At 47.9% G+C, this 25,237-nt stretch carries 17 protein-coding genes and 1 pseudogene; 3 read left to right on the top strand and 15 right to left on the bottom strand.

Annotated features, from left to right (window positions below; all coding sequences use genetic code 11):
• Positions 1 to 45 precede the first annotated feature (45 nt).
• The 5 genes from mngB to WG8_RS01035 all read right to left on the bottom strand — a co-directional run bounded on the left by mngB (position 46) and on the right by WG8_RS01035 (position 5,810).
• Positions 46 to 2,739, bottom strand: a complete 2,694-nt coding sequence (gene mngB / locus WG8_RS01055; RefSeq protein ID WP_007428196.1) for a mannosylglycerate hydrolase — start codon at positions 2,737 to 2,739, stop codon at positions 46 to 48.
• Between the two features lie 78 nt (positions 2,740 to 2,817).
• Positions 2,818 to 3,930 carry a PTS fructose transporter subunit IIC gene (locus WG8_RS01050; protein ID WP_007428195.1) on the bottom strand — a complete coding sequence of 371 codons (1,113 nt, stop codon included), beginning with the start codon at positions 3,928 to 3,930 and terminating at the stop codon, positions 2,818 to 2,820.
• A 100-nt stretch (positions 3,931 to 4,030) separates the two neighbouring features.
• Positions 4,031 to 4,348 carry a PTS fructose transporter subunit IIB gene (locus tag WG8_RS01045; RefSeq protein WP_007428194.1) on the bottom strand — a complete coding sequence of 106 codons (318 nt, stop codon included), beginning with the start codon at positions 4,346 to 4,348 and terminating at the stop codon, positions 4,031 to 4,033.
• The gene (locus WG8_RS01040; protein WP_007428193.1) at positions 4,349 to 4,804 is read right to left on the bottom strand and encodes a PTS sugar transporter subunit IIA; all 456 of its coding nucleotides are present in this window, start codon (positions 4,802 to 4,804) and stop codon (positions 4,349 to 4,351) included. It abuts the gene before it with no gap.
• A 112-nt stretch (positions 4,805 to 4,916) separates the two neighbouring features.
• Positions 4,917 to 5,810, bottom strand: coding sequence for a helix-turn-helix transcriptional regulator (locus tag WG8_RS01035; RefSeq protein WP_007428192.1), 894 nt, complete (start codon positions 5,808 to 5,810; stop codon positions 4,917 to 4,919).
• Positions 5,811 to 5,940: 130 nt separating this feature from the next.
• On the opposite strand from WG8_RS01035, the gene WG8_RS01030 reads away from it, so the two are divergent.
• Positions 5,941 to 8,196 carry a glycoside hydrolase family 127 protein gene (locus WG8_RS01030; RefSeq protein ID WP_083837523.1) on the top strand — a complete coding sequence of 752 codons (2,256 nt, stop codon included), beginning with the start codon at positions 5,941 to 5,943 and terminating at the stop codon, positions 8,194 to 8,196.
• Positions 8,197 to 8,522: 326 nt separating this feature from the next.
• Here WG8_RS01030 and WG8_RS01025 read toward each other — a convergent pair whose 3' ends face one another.
• The 4 genes from WG8_RS01025 to WG8_RS01010 all read right to left on the bottom strand — a co-directional run bounded on the left by WG8_RS01025 (position 8,523) and on the right by WG8_RS01010 (position 14,701).
• A complete protein-coding gene (locus tag WG8_RS01025; RefSeq protein ID WP_007428190.1) occupies positions 8,523 to 9,623 on the bottom strand; it encodes an RDD family protein in 1,101 nt (366 codons plus the stop codon).
• A 140-nt stretch (positions 9,624 to 9,763) separates the two neighbouring features.
• Positions 9,764 to 11,155, bottom strand: a complete 1,392-nt coding sequence (locus tag WG8_RS01020) for an MATE family efflux transporter (protein ID WP_007428189.1) — start codon at positions 11,153 to 11,155, stop codon at positions 9,764 to 9,766.
• Between the two features lie 202 nt (positions 11,156 to 11,357).
• Positions 11,358 to 12,731 carry an MFS transporter gene (locus tag WG8_RS01015; protein ID WP_007428188.1) on the bottom strand — a complete coding sequence of 458 codons (1,374 nt, stop codon included), beginning with the start codon at positions 12,729 to 12,731 and terminating at the stop codon, positions 11,358 to 11,360.
• A gap of 26 nt (positions 12,732 to 12,757) precedes the next feature.
• On the bottom strand, positions 12,758 to 14,701 hold the full coding sequence (locus WG8_RS01010; RefSeq protein WP_007428187.1) for a glycoside hydrolase family 127 protein: 1,944 nt from the start codon (positions 14,699 to 14,701) through the stop codon (positions 12,758 to 12,760).
• 193 nt (positions 14,702 to 14,894) lie between these two features.
• Between WG8_RS01010 and WG8_RS01005 the strand changes: the two genes are divergently transcribed.
• Positions 14,895 to 15,770, top strand: coding sequence for a helix-turn-helix transcriptional regulator (locus WG8_RS01005; RefSeq protein ID WP_007428186.1), 876 nt, complete (start codon positions 14,895 to 14,897; stop codon positions 15,768 to 15,770).
• Between the two features lie 99 nt (positions 15,771 to 15,869).
• Positions 15,870 to 17,267, top strand: a complete 1,398-nt coding sequence (locus WG8_RS01000) for a phytase (RefSeq protein ID WP_007428185.1) — start codon at positions 15,870 to 15,872, stop codon at positions 17,265 to 17,267.
• Between the two features lie 305 nt (positions 17,268 to 17,572).
• Here WG8_RS01000 and WG8_RS00995 read toward each other — a convergent pair whose 3' ends face one another.
• The 6 genes and pseudogenes from WG8_RS00995 to WG8_RS27610 all read right to left on the bottom strand — a co-directional run.
• Complete coding sequence (locus WG8_RS00995; RefSeq protein ID WP_007428184.1) at positions 17,573 to 21,313, bottom strand: alpha-L-arabinofuranosidase C-terminal domain-containing protein; 3,741 nt, start codon at positions 21,311 to 21,313, stop codon at positions 17,573 to 17,575.
• Between the two features lie 201 nt (positions 21,314 to 21,514).
• Positions 21,515 to 22,543: a metallophosphoesterase family protein gene (locus WG8_RS00990; RefSeq protein ID WP_007428183.1), complete on the bottom strand. Its 1,029-nt coding sequence runs from the start codon at positions 22,541 to 22,543 to the stop codon at positions 21,515 to 21,517.
• A 6-nt stretch (positions 22,544 to 22,549) separates the two neighbouring features.
• A complete protein-coding gene (locus tag WG8_RS00985; RefSeq protein ID WP_007428182.1) occupies positions 22,550 to 22,879 on the bottom strand; it encodes a DMT family transporter in 330 nt (109 codons plus the stop codon).
• Positions 22,876 to 23,643 (bottom strand): HAD family hydrolase, encoded by a 768-nt coding sequence (locus tag WG8_RS00980; RefSeq protein ID WP_007428181.1) that lies wholly within the window; start codon positions 23,641 to 23,643, stop codon positions 22,876 to 22,878. Before WG8_RS00980 ends, WG8_RS00985 begins: the two co-directional genes overlap by 4 nt.
• Before the next feature lie 75 nt (positions 23,644 to 23,718).
• Positions 23,719 to 25,092: an ABC transporter substrate-binding protein gene (locus WG8_RS00975; protein ID WP_007428180.1), complete on the bottom strand. Its 1,374-nt coding sequence runs from the start codon at positions 25,090 to 25,092 to the stop codon at positions 23,719 to 23,721.
• Positions 25,093 to 25,124: 32 nt separating this feature from the next.
• Positions 25,125 to 25,237, bottom strand: a pseudogene (locus tag WG8_RS27610) (carbohydrate ABC transporter permease); the annotation flags it as partial.

The following is a 25,237-nucleotide window of genomic DNA, read 5'->3' as shown; positions in this document are numbered from 1 at the left end:
GTAGAATCAAGACCTCCTTTCCGATAGCCGTATTTAGCTTCTGTGTTACTTCGATTCCGGGGTTACCAGTACCGTCAACAGCTTGCAATGCTCCAATTCCGGCAATTGTGCACCGTCCGCATCGGACGAGGCCAGCGCTTCTCCCTTGGAGCGCTCATCCAGCGAGGTCAGCTCGTAGCGGGCCAATGCACCGAATGTGATGCGTGCGGTCGCGTTTTTATCCAAATATGGATTAAATACACGTACAATATAGCCCTCACTGTGCTCTGCTTTCTTGAATGCACTCAGGACTACATTCGAATCCTCGCCAAAAGACAGCAGGCTGTAGCTTTGCTCTAATATTCTTTCTTCGTCCCGGAAGGCAAATATCAACCGACCGTTCAGAAAATCAGATAGCTGGTAGCTGGACAACGGTGTTAAATATTCCTTGGCCGCTTGAGCAATGTCTGCCTCATCAAACCCGGACTCATGCACATGCAGGGCAAACGTGAATGAAAGCTCGCCGAGCAGCTGCGCATCTGGCGTTTCTACGATCTTTTCTCCCGAAGCGCGTCCCGGACGGTACAGCAGGTTTTCCTTGCCCATAAACCCGAAAGTACGGAATAACGTCAGCGCTATTGTATCATGGTCAGGACCTATGATTTCATATTCCCGTACGCCTTCGGTCAGCACGGCTACTCCACGGGAACCGTCGTTCAGCGCAGCATAGCTTTGCATCGCTTCAATGGTAATCGGCTTCTCTGTCCACTGTTCCCGTTCCCATACCTTTACCTCCTCCAGCGTCGTCGGACGGACAATGACCCCGAACGGTTGATCCGCAATAGATAGCCTGGAGGCAATCCCCGTATCGAATAGCACCCGCAATCGGTGACTCAGCACCCTGTTGTCCACCTTCACCGAGAAGCGTATCAGGCGTTCGCCTTTACGCAGGGACACCGACGCCTGTAGCGGCAGCATGGCGGAAGTTAAAGCAGCGGCGCGTTCATTCAAATCATGCGGAACCTTTAGTTTCATCCGAAGAGACAGCTCTTCGGCTACCGGACTTTTCGAGGTGATGGTCTCTACATCAGCACCAAGCGAAGAAACGGTGAGGTCACGTTCCGGCGGAGAATAGTTGTAGGAATCTCCGTCATCTCCATTTTCCTCAAACACCATCTGATCCGCGTACATACGTCCCGAAATTTTATCCGTAATGCGCAGTGCTCCGTTATCCTGTACAGCTACAGCATAGAATTCGTTCTCAATGCAGCTCCCGTTACTGCGTTCTGCTATGGCATCCCCGGTCGAGCTGAAATCAAAAACAATCTGCGTATACCCCATAGCAGGTACTTCCTGCAGCTCCACCAGCAGCTTGGCACGGAATACACGCTCAGGCAGGTATACTTTTTTGCTCGGGTTCAAATCAATATGCTGACCAAGCACGTAGTCTGTCTGTTCAACTTTCTCCGTGATCGTATATGGAAGCTGCTGTCCGTTCACATCCCGAATGACAAAGCCGCCTTCCGGCAAGTAAGCATCGATTTCCGTCACTCCCTTGCGCGGGTAGGGCAACGTATTAAAGATGGTAAAGGCAAATGTCTCCTCCTGCTTGATCCTGGAGGCAATCCATCGCTTGTGCAGCTCCAACAGATTTTCCGCGATATCCCGCGCCTGTTTGTAGCGAAAAGCCACATCCCGGTTGGTCGTATCACTGTTGCAGCCGCCGATGCTGTCGTGAGCCGCATTTTCAAACAACAGCTTCCATATATCCTTCACGATCTGATGAGGATATTCATGTCCCAGTGCATGACTGATCGACAGTACCGGCTCCAGCGTATTTACGATTAGATTCTCGATCTCGTTATTTTGCTGCTTAAGGTCTGCGCGTGTCGAAAAGATGGATTTATGGATACGCATGTGCTTGGCTTCCATAAGCTCTCCTTCCAGTACAGGAAGGACCTTGCTGTCCTTTTCAATCTCTTCAAGGAAACGCTCCGGCTCATTCATCACATATTCCCGCTCCGGGTCAAGCTCGTTGAACGTGCGGATCAGTTCCGGCAGATTCAAGCGGATCGGCGCCTGATCGAAGCCGTTGGGAAAATAAACATGACGCGTGGATGCTTTTGCTTCCAGCGCACCGATTTGACTGTCCAGATATGCTTCAAGCTGCCCCGGTTCCTCTGGAATATTGCCTCCGTAGTAGTAACCGAACGGCATTTGTACGGCAAACACCTGACTGCCATCTGATCCCTTCCACAAAAACTCGGTTTTTGGATTCGTATTGTCTGCCACACCGCGCCAGAACAAAAAATGCCGAATGCCGAACTCCTGATAAATTTGCGGCATCTGTGCTGACTGGCCGAAGGCATCCGGCACATAACCAACCTTCATCGCATGGCCATATTTCTGTGCTGTCTCCATGCCATAATACAGATTGCGCACAATGGATTCACCGGAAATCACCAATTGGTCTGTCTGCGTATACCACGGCCCGGTCATCAGGCGCTTATCCGTCACAAGACGACGAATGCGTTCCTCGTCTTCCGGGCACCATTTGATGTAGTCATCCAACAGGGAGCCTTGGGCATCCAAAAGATAATATTTAAAGCCGTCCCTACTTTCCAACGCATCCAGAACCTCTTTCACATGCTTTACCAAGTAGACCTTGGATCTGGAAGTGGTAAAATACCACTCCCGATCCCAGTGAGTATGTGGAATGACATGCACTTTCGTACGGCTCATATCTCGATCTCCCTCCATGCTGTCTATCTTCTATTTATATAAGCTGAGCTTAAAATTTTCATATTGTGCCACTGCGCAGTCGGATGGTGCTTCCCATCAGTCGAACACTAGTTCAATATCTTCCCCGTTTTTCTTGACGGACGCTTCCTTCGTCTCAGCCTGCTGCTCTTCCTCACGGAAGTTGACGAACAGCGTACCCGCCACAATGATTAGCGCCCCTGTAATTCCTCCAGCCAGATATGCAAACGGAGTCCCTACGGAGATTGCGCCATACAAACCGCCAATCGGAGGCATGATGACGTGTGCGCCCAGCAGAGCTGTTAGTGCGGAACCTGCGGCGCAGGCAAGCATGTTCAGTGGAATCAGCTTGGCAGGGTTACGCAGCGTAAACGGAATCGCTCCCTCGGTAATTCCGATAACGCCCATGATGACAGAGCCTTTTCCAGCCTCCCGATACGTTTTGGAAAAGCGTTTCTTCAAAATCAGGGTTGCAAGACCATAGCCCAGTGGTGGAATACAAATAGCAATGTTGACGAAAATATTGGGCAAATACACGCCTGACAGGAATAACGCATTTCCCGCCATCCAGGCAGCTTTATTAACTGGACCGCCAAGGTCGAACCCAATCATGGCTCCCAAAATCAAGGCAAGCACCAGGGTACTGGTTCCACTTTCACTCATATGCTTAATCCAGTTGACCAGCCCTTCATTAATCGCACTCAGCGGCCCGCCCAAAATGACGGACATGAGAATTCCCGTTAAACCCACGGTAATCAGCGGCAAAATAATGAGCGGGACAGAGCCTGCGGCCGGGCCTGTGATCTTCACCTTGTTTTTCACCCACAGCGTAATATAGCCGGCAAAAAAACCTGCAATGAGCGCGCCCAGAAAGCCAGCGTTCGTCTCCTGTGCCAGCACGCCCCCGATCAGCCCCGCAGCAAGCGCAGGCTTGTCGGCTATGGAGTAGGCGATATATCCGGCTAGCACCATATTCAGGAGCCCAATTCCGCGCCAGCCTACATTTTCGACCAAATATAAAATATGAAGAAAGCCGCTCTTATCGGCGTATGGGCCAAAGTCGGTGACCCCCATTGTCAGGCCGATAATTTTACACACGGCCACAATCAAGGAGCCTGCAATAATAACCGGAAGCAGGTAAGATATGCCTGTCATCAGATGCTTTTTAGCTTCACTCAGCCATTTTTTCATCATGTTCTCCCCCATCTTGAATACTACTGTTATCCAAAGGCTAATCGGTTGTTAGCCAAAGTCAGCTACGCTGCTGATTCCCCGCGTCGCCTTCCTTGCCTTATTTTTGAGCAGAGATGGCTTCCACCGCTTTGGTGAGAACCGCTTCCGCATTGTTGACCGCATGACCGATTTTGACGCGAACAATTCTTTTATGTTCAAAACGTTCCGCATCCTTCACCGTCTGATCCGAGGCAATCAGTACAAAGTCCGCCGCTGAAATCTCTTCCTCCGTCAGCTTATTCACTTGTCCCAGTGCGCCCTGCTGCTCCACTTTAATATCGTGACCGAGCTGGGCCGCTGCTTTTTCCAGTGCTTTTGCCGCCATTGGAGTATGAGCCAGACCTGCAATACACGATGTAACGCCTACGATTTTCATTTATGACACCAACCCTTCTGTATACTGCTCGAGCAAATGATACACATCGTCGCCATTCTTGGCGCCCGCTACCGCCTCTTTGAAGGAATCCTCCAAAAGCAGGGTTGCGAGCGAGGAAATAATTTGCAGATGGGATACATTCACGTCACTTTTAGGCACCAAAATACTGAAAATATACTGGACAGGCTTACCGTCATGAGACGCCCAATCAATGCTGTTTTTCAATCGGATTACCAGAACCGCGGGTCTTGTGACCGCTTCGCTCTGTGTATGAGGTATGGCAAACTGATCTTGAAGGCCCGTCGAATACACGTTCTCCCGCTCCCATAAGTCCTGCACCAGCTGCTCTCTATGGACGGTGACACCCAGCTTCTCCGCCTCCTGGGCAATAAATTCAAACACAGCCGATTTGGTCTCCAGCCTCTCATCCAGATAAATCTGTTCTCTAGTAATCATGGTGGATGTCTCTCCTCCCTTCTATCTATAAATAAAACGCTTACAAGTTTATTCTAGCCGACTCTCTTCTCATGTTTTATCTATAAAATTTCCCTATCCAAGCGGAAATACGTTAGACATTGTTCATAAATGTTTTATGATAGGCATTCCGGTACTGCGAAGGAGTCATATGAACTCTCTTTTTGAACAAACGCATAAAATACTTTTCATCCGTGTACCCCGCTTCTTCTGCAACCTGCCTAATGCTCATATCCGTACGGGAAATCAGCTCCTTGGCTTTGTTAATCCGAATACTGTGAATGAACTCCAAGGGCCTCATGCCTGTATTTTGCTTGAACAAACGTGAAATATAATCCTTGTTGTAATTGAATTTTCGGGCTATATCCGTCACCGTCAGCGGTTCTTCGGCATGAATCCGGGTCCACTCGATAATCTTGCTAAAGCTCACATTCCCCTGCGGGCTGACAGGACTGTTGATCAGACGACCGAGAGCCAGCTCGGATATTTCAATCAACAGCGAGGTGAACAAATAATTGGCACTGTGATGCGTGAGATAATGTGAATTGGCTACGTGTAAAATTTGATTGACGATAATATGAATCCGATCTCCGTTCCCTGCCTGTACACATTGTGGTAAATAGATATCCCGCACCACGCCGTGACGCTGCAAAAGCCCCTCCATCGTATGGATTTCCTGCTCCATTTCCTCGTTAGATAATACATTCGGGGTTGCGGGAACGTCGAAATGAAACCAATAGAATTTAACCCCCGGCAACGATTCCCGATATCCTCCATGTGTGCGACCAGGATACAGCAGTACAATATCTCCTTCTTCTATCTCAAAATGCTCCTGTTCCTCCCGAATGTATACTTTCTCATGGACGCCAAGGATCAGCTCGAAGTTCTCTATAGAACGACTCATATGCTTCCATGACACCTCGGAAATAAACTCGCCTGCCGAGATCAGTTGAACGGGTGCATCCACGTTTACTTTCAGATAAGTCATTTTATCGCCTCTTTAGGTTCAAGTTCGGATTTGTCCACCCATTGTATGGTTAGGCTACTGACATACCGCGATTGCAATGCTAATGTAGTGGAGAAATATACACTTTCATCTTAGCTAAGGGGCGATGATTTTGAAAGCACAAGCTTTTGACTTGCATAAAGTAAGCATTGATTCCGGTCCACTTTACCATGCAATGGAACTGAATGCCGCCTATCTGCTCAGCCTGGAACCGGATCGTTTGTTATCACGTTTTCGTGAATATGCGGGGCTGGAGCCCAAAGCGGCTCATTATGAGGGCTGGGAAGCGCGCGGCATCAGTGGACATACGCTCGGCCATTACCTGTCCGGCTGTTCGCTGATGTATGCCGCCACTGGCGATGAAAGACTGCTCGAACGGGTAAGCTATGTCATCGACGAGCTGGAAATATGTCAAAACAATCATGGAAACGGATACATTTCCGGTATTCCGCGCGGGAAAGAGATTTTTGAGGAGGTAAAAGCAGGGGATATTCGCTCCCAGGGCTTTGATCTGAACGGCGGCTGGGTGCCGCTATATACGATGCATAAGCTATTTGCCGGCTTGCGTGATGCCCACCTGCTGGCTCATCATCCCAAAGCTCTCCCCATAGAAATCAAGCTTGGCGCTTGGCTGGAGGACGTATTCCGAGGGCTGGATGATGAGCAGATGCAGCGGGTGCTGCATTGCGAATTTGGCGGCATGAACGAGGTGCTGACCGATCTGGCAGAGCATTCCGGGGAAGAGCGCTTCTTGAAGCTGGCGGAACGCTTTTATCATGGAGAGGTGCTGAATGACCTCGCAGACAGCCGGGATACGCTGGCAGGGCGACATGCCAATACACAGATTCCCAAAATCATTGGCGCTGCACGGCAATATGAAGTAACAGGCAAACCGCACTATGCAGACCTTTCCCGCTTTTTCTGGGATCGAGTTGTTCACAAGCATTCCTACGTGATCGGCGGCAATAGCTATAATGAGCATTTTGGTGAACCGGGGAAGCTGAATGACCGTTTGGGCGAAGGGACCTGTGAAACCTGCAACACCTACAACATGCTGAAGCTAACGCGGCATATGTTCGAATGGGACGCCTACGCAGCCTATGCAGACTACTATGAACGAGCGATGTTCAATCATATTTTAGCTTCACAGCAGCCCGTCGATGGGCGCGTATGCTACTTTGTATCGCTCGAAATGGGTGGACACAAAACTTTCAATTCTCAATATGAGGATTTTACATGCTGTGTCGGGTCCGGTATGGAAAGCCATTCCATGTACGGTACTGCCATCTATTTTCATACGCCACAAACGATCTATGTTAATCAATATGTCCCTTCTACCGTAACGTGGGACGACATGGATGTACAGCTCAAGCAAGAAACGCTCTTTCCGCAAACTGGACGGGGAACGCTGCGCGTCATCAGCAAGAAGCCACAATCCTTCACAATCAAGCTGAGATGCCCGCATTGGGCGGAACAAGGCATGATCATTAAAATCAACGGGGAAGCGTTCACCGCCGAGGCTTGTCCCACCAGCTACGTGGTGATCGAACGAGAATGGAAGGACGGAGATACGGTCGAATATGACATCCCTATGACCGTAAGAATCGAGGAAATGCCGGACAATCCGCGGCGGATTGCCTTTATGTACGGCCCGCTTGTGCTGGCTGGAGACCTCGGTCCTGTGGCACAGGAAGCCAACGAGGAGCACCTGCTGGCATCTGTGCTGATCGGCTCGGCAGGTTCATTGACCTCGAAGCTGGTTCCTCACGAGAATGAGCCCAATACATTCCGTATGAACGACTTGGGCTATGTCGGAGACTTGCAGCTTCGTCCGTTTTATCAAATGTATGACCGTTCTTATACCGTCTACTGGGACCTTTTCTCCACGGAGGAATGGGCGTTAGCGGAGGCAGAATACCGTACCGCGTTAGCGTACCAGCTGGAGCTGGAACGACGTACGGTCGATGCTGTGCAGCCTGCGGAAATGCAGCCTGAACGGGATCATGCCTTTGCTGGGGAACATGTAGGTCTGGGGTCCATCTATAACCGCAAATATCGCGATACATGGCCTGGGGGCTGGTTCTCTTTTGTGATGAAGGTCCTCCCGGATGAGCCTGTCCAATTAGCGGTGACCTATCTGAAGGACTCCGACCGTCCCCATCGTGACTTTGACATCACCGCAGATGGTCGGATGTTAGGAGAAGGCAAGCTGGAATCAGAGGAAATGAATAAATTTGAAACGTTCACCTATGAGCTTCCTCAGTCCGTAACGAGCCAAAAGAATGAAGTTACGATCCGATTCACAGCCCACCCGCAAGGCAAGGTGGCGAAAGTCGCCGGATTGCGAGTGGTCAAAAGTTACCTATAGCGCCACTACGCAGGCGGATAGTGCTTCCCATCGCCACCGCCCCCGGATTTCTGGAATAAAGTCTTCCATCGGTAGAAATCCGGGGACAAAAGCGACCGCTCCGCTTGTACAGCACTATTCCGCCTACTCCGTTTTGATGTTCATTTTTTAAAGTTAAGCTTATATATGAGCATTTTGCATAAATCCAGAGAGTGCCTTTCAATCAGCAGGATATAGATTGGAATGAATTTGCCCGTCTATATCCTATAACCGCGAACAACTGGAATCGAGTTATGCAAAATGCTTTTTTCTGTTTACCCTATATAGCTTAACATCATAGGTAGCGCCTAACGTTTAACTTCGCGAAAGCTGTCTCTAATCTTGCGCAGTTCCTTCTCTGCTCGACCGTATCGGGAAGAGTAGGTCCAAGCAAGCACTTGATGATAATGTGAAGGTGTTTCAATCGTGGTCACGTTATACATAATTAGAGTGTCTTCCACTTCTCCTTTGAGGGTAAATTCGATGGCTGGGTATCCATTCACCGCAATATTAGAAGCGCCCCCTGATTCTGGGTTCGTAAGCCCCGATTCTATATGATCTTGGATGATCTGTTTATACTCTTGAAGAGTCATGCTGCTGTCGAAATCGCTTTTCGGTTCAGATATTACAATTAGATATCTTTCTGAAATTTTATTTTGAATCGAGATATCTGCATCTTCATTCATCGTATCATCCCGTGACCAGCTCCACGGGGCTGTAACCGCAAACTGATTATCCTTACTGACAAATACCTCGGGCTTCACGGTTTGTGTAATGAGCGAAGAAATAAAGAATGCAGCATAGATAACCGAAATGATCGTCATCAGGATGATTGCCCCTGTGAAAATACCTGTTTTCTGTCTGTTCACTGCTCTCAAATCCCGCACCTTAACCACATATGTATTCGCAGCCATATCACCAAGCCGTTGTTTTTTGGGTGTCACCAGCACAAATATACCAGCAGGCAGCCCCCAGAAAAGCAGCAGATTCATATCCACCAGTTGCATAAGGGTACGGATTAGCGATTTGACCAGACCTGGCGATCTTCCTTCTCCGTTCACGACCTGAATGCGAAGTACAAATTTGCCCAGCGTATAGCCTGTCAGCCCTTCCAGCAATAAGTAATAGCAGAAGGAGCCCAGCAGGAAGATAACGACTACCATGACGATATTTGGACTTTCCGCAGCAGCTATCTTTTTTGCCGCAAAATAAACCAGTCCTCCATACCCGAAGACGATAAGAATGAAATCAATTATCCAGGCCGCCCATCTTCTGAAAAAAATAGAGGCCCCGTATGTTTCCGATAATACTGCCATCTTGTCCGGTTCTCGTCGATCGTAGCTGCCATGAGTCGCATACTCTCCCGGAGCTGCACTAGATGGATTTTTCGTTAAATCATGTTCCTCCAAATGATACACCCCTGATGTCAATTTAAATTCCAGTTAAATTTAACCATTGACATCATTTCTTTGTCAAACTCAATTACAGAAAAAAATCCACTCCTATAAAATGCTTCATCTAGAAGTCAATTTTACAGGAGTGGACCTATTCAATCGATCAAACGATGCTGTACCCATTTGTTCCCTCGGAAGCGCCAAAGGAACACGAGTCCCCGCACGCCCCATTCAATATCCATCGCCAGCCAGACACCGACAATCCCCAAATTGAAGACGATGCCCAACATATATCCAAGCACCACCCGGCACAACCACATAGATAGCATTGAGGTGAGTGACGTGAATTTCGAATCACCTGCTGCTCTAAGCGCAGAGGGTGTAATAAAGGCGATGGACCAAAGCGGGATTTGGGCCAAGGTATTAATCAGCATGACGGTGAAAATGTCATCTACGATTTCAGCAGGCGGATGAAACAGCCCCACCATCGGCTTAAACAAAGGCATCAGAATGAGGCCCATGACAATAAAAGAACAAGACGACAGCCAAATAAACGATTTGGTAAATTTGCGGGCATCCTCAATATTACGGCGACCCATGCATTGCCCGACCACCGTCACAATGGTAAGCGCTAGGGCATTCGAAGGGATTTGGAATACGTTGGCCAAAGAAGAGCAAATGGCATTCGTCGCCAACGCATTTGTCCCCAGGTTTACAATGAAAATCTGGGTTAAAATTTTACCCCCATTAAAAAACATCTGTTCCGCTGCGAACGGAAGTCCGATGAACAGAATCTTTTTGAGCATCGCTAGATTAAAATAAAGCATATCTCTAAGCTGAACACGCAAATCATCATCTACCCTGACCAAATAGATCAACGCGCAGACGGCTGCCGCATATCTGGACACGTTGACCGCAATCGTCATGCCCAGCACACCCATGTGCAATAGATTGATAAATACTACATTTAAGACCACATACGAAAGGTTCATAATGAGAGAAAGCGCCAAAGACGCTCTCGTCTTCCCTATTCCCCTCAATGCTCCACATACCGCCTCAACCACTGCAATCCCAACGAAAGATACACAGCTTCCGAGCAGATATACCTTGCCGTTGGCCAATACATCCGGTGAGGCAGAGCCGAACAGGACACTCAAAATCGGATTATACAACGCAATCATAAACAAACTGATACATAAGGCCAGCAAGGAAACGGAGGAAATGGTGCCGGATGCGGCCTTAGAGACCATGAGGTCGTTGCCGCTTCCCCTATATTGCGCAACGACAACCGTTCCCCCGGTGGACACCGCGACAAACACATTAATCAGAAAGATATTCAGGGAATCAATCATATTTACCGCACTGACCGCTGCCATCCCTGATGAGCTAATCATGGCAGTATTTACCAAATTAAGCCCCACAATAAAGGCCTGATCAATTAGAAGCGGGATAAACAGAGCAATAATCTGTCGATAATCAATAGACTCTCCTGTAAAATGCTTGTTCAGAAAGCCATGGGTTCTCATTCTTACACTCAGTTGACTCATATCATCACATTCTTTTTCTTAAATTGAAAAAAACCCTTCACCAGAAGAGCCTTCATTGAAGTATCACTCCAAAAGAAAATCCTGTCAATAGTTTTACTCACATTTTGAATAGAAAAAATACAAAAACCTGCTCAACTTAGTGAACAGGCTTTCAAGCAAGAATACAACACTCTGTGATGTTATCAATAAAATGTTATATGAATCATTCTGATCTCCTTGCAACTAAATCTTGTTGAATGGAAGCTTCATTCTTTTCGAATTTTTTATAAAAGAACATAGGAATGATCCCGATCAGGAAGATGATAAATGGCAGCCAGATAAAGCTAAACTGAATGCCGGACAATGCGGTAGGCGTTTGAACCTTCCCGGCGATGTAACCCGTGCTACCCATCACCCATGCAGGCAATAATCCCCCGATCCCGCTGCCCGCTTTAATACAAAATGCACTTCCGATGGAGGTCAGGAACCCACTTGCGCGAATTCCATTTTTCCATTCCCCATAATCCACTGTATCTGACAGCATCGCAAATGGCATCGAACATGCAAAGCCTGAACCTAACGCACCAATAATCCAGCCGGCAATAATAAGGGTTAAGTTGGCACTTCCCATTAAAATCACAACCTGCCCCAGTGCAGCCAGTACCAATCCGATAATCATGATCGAATTTTTGCTTAATTTTCTGGCGAATATCGGAATCAGAACCATCGAGATTAATTGTATAGAGGTCAGCCCGTTGATTAAAGGGACCAAATCCTTGCTGTCCAGATTGTATTGCAGATAAAAGATGAGCGTGGATGAACGGATGTTCAAGCCAATCCAATAGCACAGGTTAGCAGCGACGACGAGCATCCAGGGCCAGTTGCGTTTGATGGCTGCAAAGCTCTTGGCAATCGGAATCGATTTGGTTTTAACTGCTGTATTTTCTCGCAAATCGGCGAACGCTATCAAGAACATGATAACCGCCATGATTCCGAATAAAATGAGCGTTAAAGAAAAGCCTTTTTGATCATTCCCCTGTCCAAAGAAAGCGACCAGCGGCAGCGTAAACGTCGTGGCGATAAAGAAGCCCACATTCCCCCCGACCATACGGAAGGAGTTCAGGACGACGCGCTCATTGGAGTTATTACTCAGGTTAGGGAGAATGGAAGTAATGGGCGTACTAATCCCCGTATACAAAATACCGGCTATGATATAAGTAATGGCAGCGTATACAATTTTCCCGGACTCACTCCAGTTGGGCGTCGTAAACGTGAGGACCATGAACACAGCAAACGGGATGGATAGCCATAGAAAATAAGGTCTGCTCTGTCCATATTTTGATTTGGTCCGGTCAATCAGGATGCCCCAGATCGGGGCATCAATGGCATCGATAAAACGGGTGATAAAAAGCAGCGTCCCGGCAATCCCAATAGAAAGACCGAATACATCCGTATAAAAATATAATAGATAGCTGGAAATGACACAGTATAGCAGATTGCCCGCTGTATCCGTTAATGAATAGCTGATCTTACGATGAAAAGGAACGGTACTGGCTGCTTTTTCGGGTGGTTCCGTACTCACAATTCTCGTGCTCATGATTTTTTCTCTCCCATGCGAATGAATTATGATTCATAGACCCATACACGCATTTCCCCTTTGGCTCGGTTACACCAAGCGTAGTAAGGAATGGCGGTGATTTGCTGGGGAACAAGCTCAGGAGGCTCCGAGCTATATAACGCAGTTGAGCTCTTCACCCGATACCCCTCTGTAGTCAGCTTTACAATTCCACCCAGCAGGTTTTCGCTAAACTCTTCCGTAATGAGGCTTTCCTTAGGCAATCGTAATCCCGCCAAATTGGACCCATTATCCACTTCTTCCAGACAAAATACGACGGGGCCCCGTTGCAGGGCGATCTGCTGCTGGTTCATGGAGACCAGCGGATTGCTCCGAATGCGTTCAACCGGCATAGCCAAATGCAAGGAAACCACATCACCGTCATTCCAGATACGCTGGATTTCGGCATACCCTTTTGCCAGATGATCTAATGAAATGACTTCTCCATTTACCTTTACCTCTGCCTGTTTGCACCAGCCCGGAATGCGCAGCGCCCATGTAAATGAAGCCGGCTCTGTTACATGAATGGAAAAGCTCAAATCTGCATCCCATGGATAACGGTGAGTCTGTGTGATTTCAACCGCTTGACCGGATAAATTCAGGTTCACCTTGCCTGCAATATACAGATGTGTATACAACGTGTCGTCGGTTTGGGTGTATATATGGTCTTCGACCGATGCAATCATGCGGGCCAGGTTGGGCGGACAACACGCGCAGAAGAACCATTTTTGCCGCTCTGTTTTTACGTGCTCCTGATCCTTTCTGGATTTCTGATGCGGATTGACTTCCAGCGGATTCACGTAGAAGAACCGTTTGCCATCCAGATCCATCCCGCTAATCGTTCCGTTGTATAACGCACGTTCCAACACATCGGCATATTTCCGGTCCGGCGATAAGCGCAGCATACGATTGGCCCAGAAAGCCAGCCCTACCGAGGCGCAGGTCTCGCAGTACATGCTGTCATTGGGGAGATCATGCTGGCAGGTGAATGCTTCCCCGTTGACGGCAGATCCGATCCCGGCAGTGATGTACATTTTGTGGTTCGTTACATCCTCCCACAGCGTTTCACAGGTTTTTAACAGGGAAGCATCTCCCGTTTTCGCGGCCAGATCCGCCATCGCAATATATAGATACATCGCTCTTACTGCATGGCCGACAGCCTCTTTTTGCTCACGCACAGGCTGGTGTGCCTGCTGGTATTCGAAGCCCAAGCCAAAATTGATATTGTTATCGTCATTCCAGGTAGGCTCTGTTTGAATGTGCTTTCTGTTTTCTCTCTCCTCCGCAAAATAAATCGGATGCTGCCCCCGCTGCTCGATAAAATATTGCGCTAATTTGAGATATTGATCCTTTGCAGTTACGTCGTATAATTTGATTAAGGCCAGTTCAATTTCTTCATGCCCCGGGTAGCCTTTCCGTTTCCCTTCTTCCGTACCAAAGATTTGCTGAATCAGATCTACGTATTTCTCCATGATGTGAAGAAACTTCGTTTTGCCCGTCGTTTCATAATAAGCAACAGCCGCTTCTATAAAATGTCCTGCACAATATAGCTCATGATTATCTCTTAAGTTTGTCCAGCGATTATTGGGCTCCTTCAGCAGATAATACGTATTTAAATACCCGTCCTCAGCTTGAGCTCTTCCCAACAGTGCAATCACTTCATCTGCCCGTTCCTCAAGCGCAGGATTCGGATGATCCCTTAAGCTAAAGGCGACGGTTTCCAGCCATTTGGCAATATCACTGTCCTGGAAAACGGTTCCATAATACTCCCCACTGGATTCCCCGGCCGCAATTTTAAAATTTTCAATCGCATGACTGGGTTCTGTATCTGGTAATTCATCATTTAATGCTTTCCACTGATAAGGAATGACCTCTTCCGCTACCACCTGCTTATACTTCTTCCAAAATAAATCATCAACGCTGACATGCTTCACTGGCTTTGCCGTTTTCATTGGATAAACATCCCTTCCTGGAAATAGAACGCTTTCATTTTTGAAAAAATAAGGATAAAGTAATGATAATACCGATCAGACTAGCCTGGGCTTCCCTTGCTACAGTCCTTATTTTATCAACCTGAATTTATAAAAAAAATCGCGATCTTTAACTAAAAGTTATACGATTTCACACACAAAGGAGCTGACTTCCATGAGCAAAACAGACTTTCTATCTTTCCTCGTCCCCCCATTGCCTTATTTCATTGAGGGGAATTTTACTACCTATCAAAAAGGGGACTGGCATCCGAATCGTTATAACTTGGGCTATTTTGACGTTATTATCATCAAAGAAGGACTGCTGCACATCGGCGAAGAGGATGAAGCGTGGAAAGTTTCTGAAAATTACGCACTCATTCTTGAACCGGACAAACACCATTTTCCCATTGAGGCATGTACAGAACAAACCTCCTTTTACTGGTTTCATTTTCAAACGAACAGCACGTGGCGCGCGCAATCCTCACCCAACCCGATCACACCTAGCTCACCCATTCCCGAGCTGCATTTTCATTCCGAGCACACAACAATCCATTTACCCAAATTTCAAAAAATAATCAATCCCCATGAGCTGTTTTCTAAATTGGATTACTTGTTAGCCTCTACTTTAAAGCCTAGAAAGCTGGCTCTATGGGAGACCCAGCAGACGTTTGTGAATATTTTTAAGAATTTGGAATATGATGAGAATTATAAAAATAGTTCCGCCAAGTTAGCAGAACAGATCGAAATATATTTAAAACAGAATTACAAAAATACAATCACCAATAAAGATTTGGAGGCCCATTTCCACGTACATCAAAACTATCTTGCCAGATGTATGAAGGCCTCTTTTCAGCGTACGCCACTTGAATATTTAATGGATTACCGACTGGATCAGGGACGCAGTCTGTTGCTGCAAACCGACTGGTCCGTCCAACAAATTACGGAGGAAACAGGGTTCTCCCAAGCAAGCTATTTCTCCAAGTGCTTTAAAGAAAAGTTCGGGATGTCTCCCAAAAATTATAGACAACAATACTGGAAACCAGCCAATTGAACGTTTACGCAGCCTTTACATTTCCATTATATTCTTTTCATATTGTTGCTTTATAATGAGCCGATTGTACCATTTTGACTTCAGAAAAGGAGCATACATATGAAGGCTACTAAACTAGCATTATTAACCATGTTAACAGGGATTCTGATATCACCAGAAATGACCCATGCGGCGGCGGCCCAGCCAACCGGGTACGAATCTCTTCGAACACAAGCGGATAAAATAGGGGCTGTAATTACATGGGACAATGACGACAAGTCTGCTGCTGTGAAGCTGAAAAATGGCATTGTCGGAACCTTTACTGTCGGTGAGAAGCAATATCGCCTGGCTGGCCAAACGGGGGAAGCGGATCGCGAAATCAAGCTGGTCGGTGGAAATATATATCTTCCTACCAAGCTTCTTGCCACGCTTAAGACAGAAAACAGCAAATATGCTGATCCTAAAGATGCTGTTCCTACCTATAAAGTGATGCCCTCTGCCGAAACAGAAGCAGTGGAGGATGGAGATGACGCAGCCGACGATCCTGCGATTTGGCTTAATCCGGTCAATCCGGAGAACAGCAGAATTGTAGCCACCAATAAAGGCGGCGGGATTTTGGTCTATGATCTGGAAGGCAAGCAGCTGCAAAACTTTAAAGTCGGCAAAATGAACAATGTGGATATCCGTTATGGATTTAAGCTAGGCGATAAAACGATTGATATTGCAGGAGCCACCAATCGCACCAACAACACCGTAGATATCTTTGCCATTGACGGGGTATCCGGAACGTTGACCAACGTGGTTGATAAGCCTATTCAATCCTCTATGAAAGAAGTGTACGGATTCAGCCTGTACCATAGCCTCAAGACAGGCAAATTCTACGCACTCGTGTTGGGCAAAGAGGGTGAATTTGAACAATATGAGCTGACTGACAACGGGAACGGCAAAATTGCCGGCAAGCTGGTCCGCCAGTTCAAGCTGGCTACGCAATCCGAGGGCATGGTGGCTGATGATGAATACGGCACGGTCTACATCGCTGAAGAGGATCACGCCATTTGGAAATACGACGCCGAGCCGGATGGTTCTTCCAAGCCGCTGCGACGTGTTGATATTGCAGATGGACGCCGACTTCAAGATGACATAGAGGGGCTTACATTGTATTACGGCAAAGACGGCAAGGGGTATCTCATGGCCTCCAGCCAAGGAAACAGCAGCTATGCGATCTATGAACGTCAAAGCGATAATGCTTATATAAGCAACTTTACGATCAGCGCCAGCCCTACAGTCGACGGAACTTCTTTCACAGACGGTATTGATGTTCTCGGCTATGGATTAGGCAAGAACTTCCCGCACGGTATCTTCGTTGCACAGGATGATGAAAATCTTCAGAATGGCAAAAAGTTGAATCAGAATTTTAAAATGGTGCCTTGGGAGCAGATCGCCAAGGGTGCGCGCATCCCGCTAACCATAGACGATGGCATCAACCCGCGTGAATTGGTGAACAGACGCACGCGGTAATGCTCTGTCAGGGAAATTAGCTCAATATCCCAACTCTGGCCAGATGGAATCACCAAAGCGAGGGACAAATACAACTTATGTTCCTAATGCTGCTATCTCCTAACCGTCTCATGGTGCCACTCCGAATTGTTTCCGAAGTTATAGGTGCCACTGTAGGTAGAAGACGCCCTGAGGGGTGTCTTTTTGGTGCCTGTTGCGCTTCAGACCAGTAGCTATATTAGACAATAAAAGAGCGCAATGCCGATTGAATTCGGAAGTCGCGCTCTTTTATTGTACGGATTGTAATATTTTAACCCCTCTGCTTCCTATGCTTTAAAATCCAACACCAGCACATTCACCGAGTTAGCTGGCAAGTGCAAAAGGACAGAATTTGTGTCGAGCGGAATCTGTTGCTCGGTAGGCACAACCTTCTCGTCATTCTTTTTATTCACGTTCGGCACATGAACAAGCGAGGAATCGCCAGTGAGCGTAATCAGCTTGGCGGTGGACTCCACACTCAATTCCTGAAGGTTCAACTGCGTTGCCTTATCCACGTTGTCGGCGTTCACAAGCTTCACATATACATGCTCAGCATCCTTGGTCACCGAGTTGAATACATCTCGGTTATAAGCCTCCAGCTTGTAATCCAGCACTTTGCTGGTTGTCTCTCCATCGGTGTAAGAACAGATGAGGCTGCCGCCTGTTTCACCGCCGTAGTTCACTGTGATGGTGTAATCCGTATGGTCAGCTAGCTCTTCGTAGCTGGCTGCTCTCAGGTTGCCTGCCGCCGTACTGGAAGAGTAGTCACCCAGTGTATAGCCTTCTACACCATGCTTATATACCTTCACGCCAGTAGCCTTGCCGCCATAGCCGATCGCGTATTCGACGACGCTCTTTTTCTCGGCGGAAATATCCGTGAGCCCTGCCCCCACATAAAAACCATCTGTACCAGAAATGCGGGAAGCGACCACCTCCACCTTGTAATTCGTCCAGTGGTCGTTCAAGATGTACAAGCCGTTCAGCCCGCTATCTTGAGCCTTGAGCACAAGCCCTCTGCCTGCTTCCACCGTATAGCCTACGGAACCCGGAATCACCCGCCAAGCTGGATTCAGCTCCTGGGTAAAGTCTTGATCCACCAGCACGCTGCCGTCCTTATTGGAGGTAACGGTCACTCGCTTAATCACAACCTCCGCGTTGCCTGTCGCAATCTCAATTCCCCCATGGGGAACAAGGTCTATCGGCTTGCCGTTTTTGTAGGTAGAGAAAGAGGTGGTCAATACTTTATTGCCCAAATACTGAGCAAACAATTGCTGCACATAGTAGTTCGGCGTAAACCATACGGTTTCGTCATCGAACCAAATGCAATCCGGGGTCCATCTGTAGGTTCCGTCTGTCAGGACCTTGTTAAACAGCGGTGCATAGGCAGCCAACCGGACGACATCCGCATTATTTTCGAAGCCCGTCATCACCGCCGCTTCTGCTACTGCACCCGCTAATGTATTTTTATCCGTTGAGGCATATTCACCCACAAAGACCTTTGACGTCTCCTTCCAGTTGATACTACCGTCCGCGTGATAAGCTCTATAGTAGTAATTATAGCGGTCCACATTATTCAACAAATACTCGTTAGAACGGTAGTAGTGCTCATCCGCAATGGTGTCCATGTAGTCTTTTTGCTTCTCATACCATGTCACCGTTTCTTCTATCACTTGGCTACCATCTGCAAAAGCAATCTTTGCCGAACCTGTGATATTACCACTCAGGAACTTCCAGCCCTGCTGATAGGCATCATCGTCTGCCTGCGCGCCAACCGTGGAGATGATATGCAGCTCATAGCCCGGATAGTTTTTCTCCATATACTCGTCAATGGACGTTTTGAACACCTCAAAGTTGGCAAAGAATTCCGTACCCCAGTTTTCGTTCCCCACACCCAGATAACGCAGATCGAACGGAGCCTCATGACCCATCTTTTTACGCATGGAGGCCCATTCATTGTGCTCAAAATCCACGCTAATCGCAAAGTCGATCAGATCCGTGAAATTCTTGATATAGTATTCTCTCAATGCGCCTCCCGCTGGATGAGCGTAATCCGAACGGGCTTGGCAGAGCACGCCGCAGGCCATAACCGGAAGCGGAGCTGCATTCAGGTCTTCTGCCAGTTGGAAATACTCCATATAACCGAGACCCATGGTCATCATGTAGCCCCATACATTAAAGTTCTCCTTGCGCAGCTCGATATCGCCAATGGATTCCTTCCAGTCGTATACGTTTTCCCATATAAACGAGCCCTCAGAGATACAACCACCCGGAAAACGCAAAAACTTCGGATGCATGTCGACCAGCGCGTTCACCAGATCTTTTCTCAGTCGGTAGTTGGGATTGCCTTGAAAATTGGCGTGTGCCGATGGAGAGTGCTCTTCCTCCCCTGCACCCCACACATCCTGTGGAAATAAGGAAACCATATCAATGGAAATATCCCCTGCAAATGTAAGCGCCAGTTGCCCCAGAGCCGTAGCTGAGCCTGTCAGCACAAGCTTGGAATCGATGCCATACTTCTTCCACGTATTTCCACCTTCCACCTGCACCGTTACCAAATCACTAATCGCTTCTTCATGCGAATCCTGCAATTGCAGTGTAATGGTGCCCGCTGATTCAGCTTTCGCCCAGATCGTGAAATCATACTTATCCCCCTTCTGGATGGACATGGCACAATTCTGGTTAGAGTCCGCAAAGCCTTTGTTTCGAATGGTCGCTCCATCTTCTACCGTCACATAATAAGCGTTCACTTCTTTGTCTTTTACACCCAAAAACTCATTTAAGCCGCCGCTATCCTGCGGAGTCATCTTGTCCGTATCGCCGGACCAGGCAAACAGCGGGTTACGGTTCCGTCCAGTAGAGCAGCCACATTCGCCGGAAGCATGGGAATACGTATCGAACTCGAAGGATTCAAAGGAACGATTTTGAACAAGCTCCGCATAAATCCCACCATCTGCCGCGTTATTGATATCTTCATAGAACAAGCCGTACATCACTTCGCTGATATCCAGCACTTCCTTGTCCCCATGAATGTTCAATGTATACGGAGGCAGCCCTTTCGGAAGAACCGAGATTTCAAAGCTTTCTTCAATCCGGCTTTGACCTCTCGTCAAGAAAGCTGTAACTACTACCCCGTGCGCGGAGGTAATCGCCTGCACCTGACCATTGTCAGAGAGTACATCAGGCCGGCTCGATTTCCAGGTGATTCTTACCCGTCCACCCATCAGGGCCGTTGGCAAAGTCAGATCCCCGGTGACAATCGTCGTCGGGAACGACAAGTACTTGTCGCGGGCCAGCTTCACAACCTCTTCATCCGTCAACGAATCGCACATCACCTCAATGACTTCGTCTGCGGACAAGCCGGCTTTATAAATCCGAAAGTCCGAAACAGAGCCAGCAAAGTCTACATCTGCTGCGTGCTGGGAACGACCGATAAAATTATTGCTGTAGTTGGACGGTTCTGCAAACGTCTCAAACCATTTACGCAGCTTGGCATAATTACCGCTGGACGTTTGGCTGATAGAGCCGTTCGCTACTACCTCGCCATTCACATATACCATTGCTCCTGCACTGCTTAATGTGCCACCTTCCGTGCCTGTTATGGACATGGCTACATGCATCCACTCATCCCTGACAAAGCCCCTTCCCGGGTCTACGGACAAGTCTGCTCCGGCGAACAGCGTTCCGCGCAGGTTCCGTGTCATGAACATATAGGGTCCTGTATGGGAATTGCCAAAGTCAAAAACACGTTCCCACATATCCGTGAATCTGCCAAAGTTGACCCAGGCAGTCACTGTGACACCAGTGTTATCGCTTACATCTTTAAACAGATCGGCAGGAAGCCGGATATAGGATGTGCCGTTGGGACCTCCCGCAAGCGTCAAGGCCGCTCTTCCGCTAACATTGGAAATCGTAGGCGTACTCGTGCCGGAGGCAACCCCGTCATTGCCTTGTCCTGAGCTATCCTTGCCGACGTTCCCTGCATCGTCAAACTTGTACCGCGCAATGATTTGATCCTGAAATTTGGTCATCTTCGTTGCTCCTATACTCATATTTTATTAATGTAATAACTAATTAATTAATATAAATACATACTATATAGCTATAGTACCTTATCCCGCACACATTTTTCAATCCACGGTTAGTTGGAAATGAACATGAAGCTCCAATACGCCGTCAGATGTGACAAAAAAACCGCTCAGTGAGCGGTTTTCAGATGGATCAATTCTTGTTTAGAGTGAATCGTCACTTTGTAAATGATTGGAGACCGTTTTCTTTATTTTTGGCAATTGAACTACATACTCTGCATTCTCAATCCACGTTCCCGTCACAAAATCACGCCCCTTAACGACAACTCGATCATGATATACGTCGACATGCAGACCCTGACTACCCTCAAGATGCTCATCCTGATCCGTCCACAGGTAACCTACGGAAGCGGCATTAAACATCGTAGGCATCTGATCGCCACCATCGTACATCGTACGCTTCGCCTCCAGTTGCCAGTGGGTATGCCCTGAAAACAAGAATGCTTGAGGATAATGACTCAGGACAGCCTTCAACTCTGTATCCTGATTCACTCCATACCAGCCTTGCTCCTTCATCGAGCCTGCCACTGTATCTATCAGCGGTTGATGCACAAATACAAAGATCGGTCGATCAGGGGATGCATCTTCGGACAGCTTTGTTGCCAACCATTCCAGTTGTTCAGCAGACATATCACAATTTTTGGGATGAGGCTGCTCTGTCCCCAAAAAGATATAATGATAACCATTAATCCAGTGATCATGATACGATCCTTTCATGCCTGTGGCTAGTTCAAATTGGTTCAGTCGTTTCTCCCATAACGTGGAAGGTAAAATAGATTCCCCAGTGCTGCCGGGTTCTCCTTTAGCCGTAGCTGCCGGATGCTCCAGAACCCGCTCTACTTCATCTTCGGTCATTGTGGTCAAATCCAATGGCGGATCTTGCCATAGGGTAGCCCCAATATCGTGATTGCCTACGGTATATCGTATCTCGGGCAAAGATTCCTGATAAATACTCAGTATTCGGTGCAATTGCCTGTATTCCTCCGATAGCCCGCGATCCGTCAAATCGCCCACATGCATAATCCCGCTGCTGCCACTGCTATATAGGGTGATGTCCGCCAGTGCTTTCTCCAGATGACGGTTGTGGATATGATCTGCACGATCCGTAACATGCGTATCGGTAATGACCTGAAAGCAGGCAAGCGGTTGTTCAGGTTTAATTGTATTTTCCATCAGCAATCAACTCCATTTCAGTCCAATAATACCGATCAGGATGAAGCCCATCCAGACGAGCGATATCGCCTTCATAGTCTCTCCGAAAAAGAAATGCCCTGCGAGAGTAATCAGCGTAATTCCTACCCCTGACCAGATTGCATAAGCGACACCAAGAGGCATATATTTTACCGCAAAATTCAGCAGGGTAAAGCTCGCTCCGTAACAGGCAAACATGAGGATAGAAGGCCACAACCGAGCAAAACCATCCGATACTTTCATCAAAATGGTGCCACTCAGTTCCAATCCAATCGCCAGCGCAAGCAGGACCCATCCTACATAGGAATGACTCGTCATCGGCTCATCCCGACTTCCAGCAGTTCATGGAACGAACGCACCGTAAGATCGGCAAGTTGTATATGTTCAGGGCTTCCGACGGCGACCTTCCAAGCCGCTCCTGCTGAGCGCGCCATCTCCATATCGCCATCTGTATCTCCGATGACCATAGATCGTGCAGTTGGAATACCGAGACGCTCACAAGCCAGCAGGAGCATATCAGGAAACGGCTTTCCCCGTTTAACCTGATCCGTACCCACAACCACCGTAAAAAAAGATTCAATCCCCATCCATTCCAGATGGCGCAGCGCACTATCCGTCTCATCCGCCGTCACAACCCCCATCTTCATTCCGTGGCTGCGACATAGCTCAAGAAACATACGTACTCCGGGCAGCGGCCGAACAGGACGTTCCTTGCTTATTGCATATTCTGCTTGTAAAAAACATTCATTTACGTTGATTTTGGCTTCCGCCCAGCTCAAGCCTGCACGATACCCATGCCATGTCAGCACCGCACGAACCTCTTCCATGGTCCCCATGGCGAGTGGTCCCCGTACATCATAGCCTGTCATTCCACCTTGCTCATCATGGAACGTTCCCCATATATGAGGGATATCATCTTTAGCGAATCGAAGCCCACGAGCAACAAGCCGCTCCCTGAAGTTCTCCATCACACAAACGGTCCAGAAACCCCACATGGCTGTAAAATCAAGCAAGGTCCCATCCTTGTCAAACAGAATGGCCTCTATTGGGGTAGACCGGTTCCCAAAGTTTAATTCAGGCATATTTTACACTCCTTGTCTGCTGTCGTACTGGATCAGAAAAGCGGTACATGTCTGCACCGCTCTCCCGAGGTGATCTTATTTTATCCGATCCAGTTCCTTCTGGGCCTTCTCCTTGGCTTCCTTCAGAGCCTGCTCAGCAGGAACTTTATTGATCTGTACTTGATCAGCCGCATCCTTCAGTGCATCATTGATCTTGCCTCCGGTCGGATCCTGGAACGGAGCAGAAGCATGAGAAGCCTGCTGGAGCGGAATTTTGATCTGCGGGTTCTTCTCACTGAACTTTTTGAAATCAGGGTCTTCCTGGGCAGACTTACGAACCGCAATATAACCCGTGTTCATGGACCAGGAAGCTGTATTCGACGTTTTGGAGAAATATGTCAGCCACTTATACGCTGCTTTTTGCTGTTCCGGACTTGCTTCAGCGGGGATACCTGCCATTAATGCACTTGCTACAGGTTTACCTTGACCAATGCCCTCCCAGCCCGGCTGTTCCATGGCTGCTACGACATTAAAGTCCAGGTCGCCCTGGTCACCACTGGAGCCGGTGTAACCTGCCGCCTTATTTTTCATGACATCATCAATCGTTTTGTACCAGTACTCCCAACCTTGACCACCAGAGTGAATACCCATGATCTTGTCCTCATGAATCCATTTGCTGAACAGATTCCAGGTCTCAATCCATTCCGGTGAATCAATCATCACCGTCTTGCCGTCATCACTCAGGATTTTCCCGCCCTTGCTAAGCACGGCGTCGACCATGTTATCACTGCCCCACATCGGCTCCCAGCCATAGAAGGTTGTCTGGCCATTCTCACGTTTGCTCATCTTTGCTGCTGCATCGGCTAGGGCTTCCCAAGTCGTCAGACTGGCTGGATCAATACCATGCTGCTTCAGCGCGTCCTTGCGGTAATACATGATCTGCGTCGTTCCGTACATCGGCAAGAAATATTGCTTCCCATCTACCTGCCCCTGTTTCAAGAAGGTCTCAACAAAATCCTCTTTGTTGAAGCTTTGATCGGCTGCGATCATCTCATCCATTGGAGCATAATAGCCTTTGTGAGCCCATTCGATATTAGAGCTCAGTACAGCCGCAGGTACCTTTTTGGATGCAATAGCTGCCTGCAGCTTCCTTTCCGTTTCGGTGTAATCAGCTTGTACAATTCCTTTGACAATGACTTCGCTCTGGGACTTATTGAAGGCGTCGATTTTTTCCTTCATGTTATCTCCCAGTTTCCCGCCCAGGCCATACCAGAACTCAATCTCGACTGGACCCTTGGATGCGGAATCAGCTCCACTCGCAGCCGAACCTGAATGGGTTGGACCATCAGCGGTTGAGGGACCACACGCTGTAATTAAGGCAAAACTTGCAGCCAGTACCAGTGACATGCCGCCTCTCCATCCGAGCCTTATTTTTTCCTTCCATTTCATACGTGCTTGACCTAACTCCATTGTGATTCCTCCTATATCATGTGTTGTAAAAATCAATTTTTGTTTACACCAGCAGTCATGTTCACACTCTGCATGATCGTTTTCTGGGTAAACATGAATATAACAAGCAGCGGTGCGATGGTGAATGCACTGGCAGCCATAATCT

Origin of the sequence: Paenibacillus sp. Aloe-11, from assembly GCF_000245715.1 — a bacterium.
GTDB classification, from domain to species: Bacteria; Bacillota; Bacilli; order Paenibacillales; family Paenibacillaceae; genus Paenibacillus; species Paenibacillus kribbensis.
The sequence above is the reverse complement of the archived record's forward strand: the minus strand, read 5'-3'. Positions and strand labels throughout refer to the sequence as shown.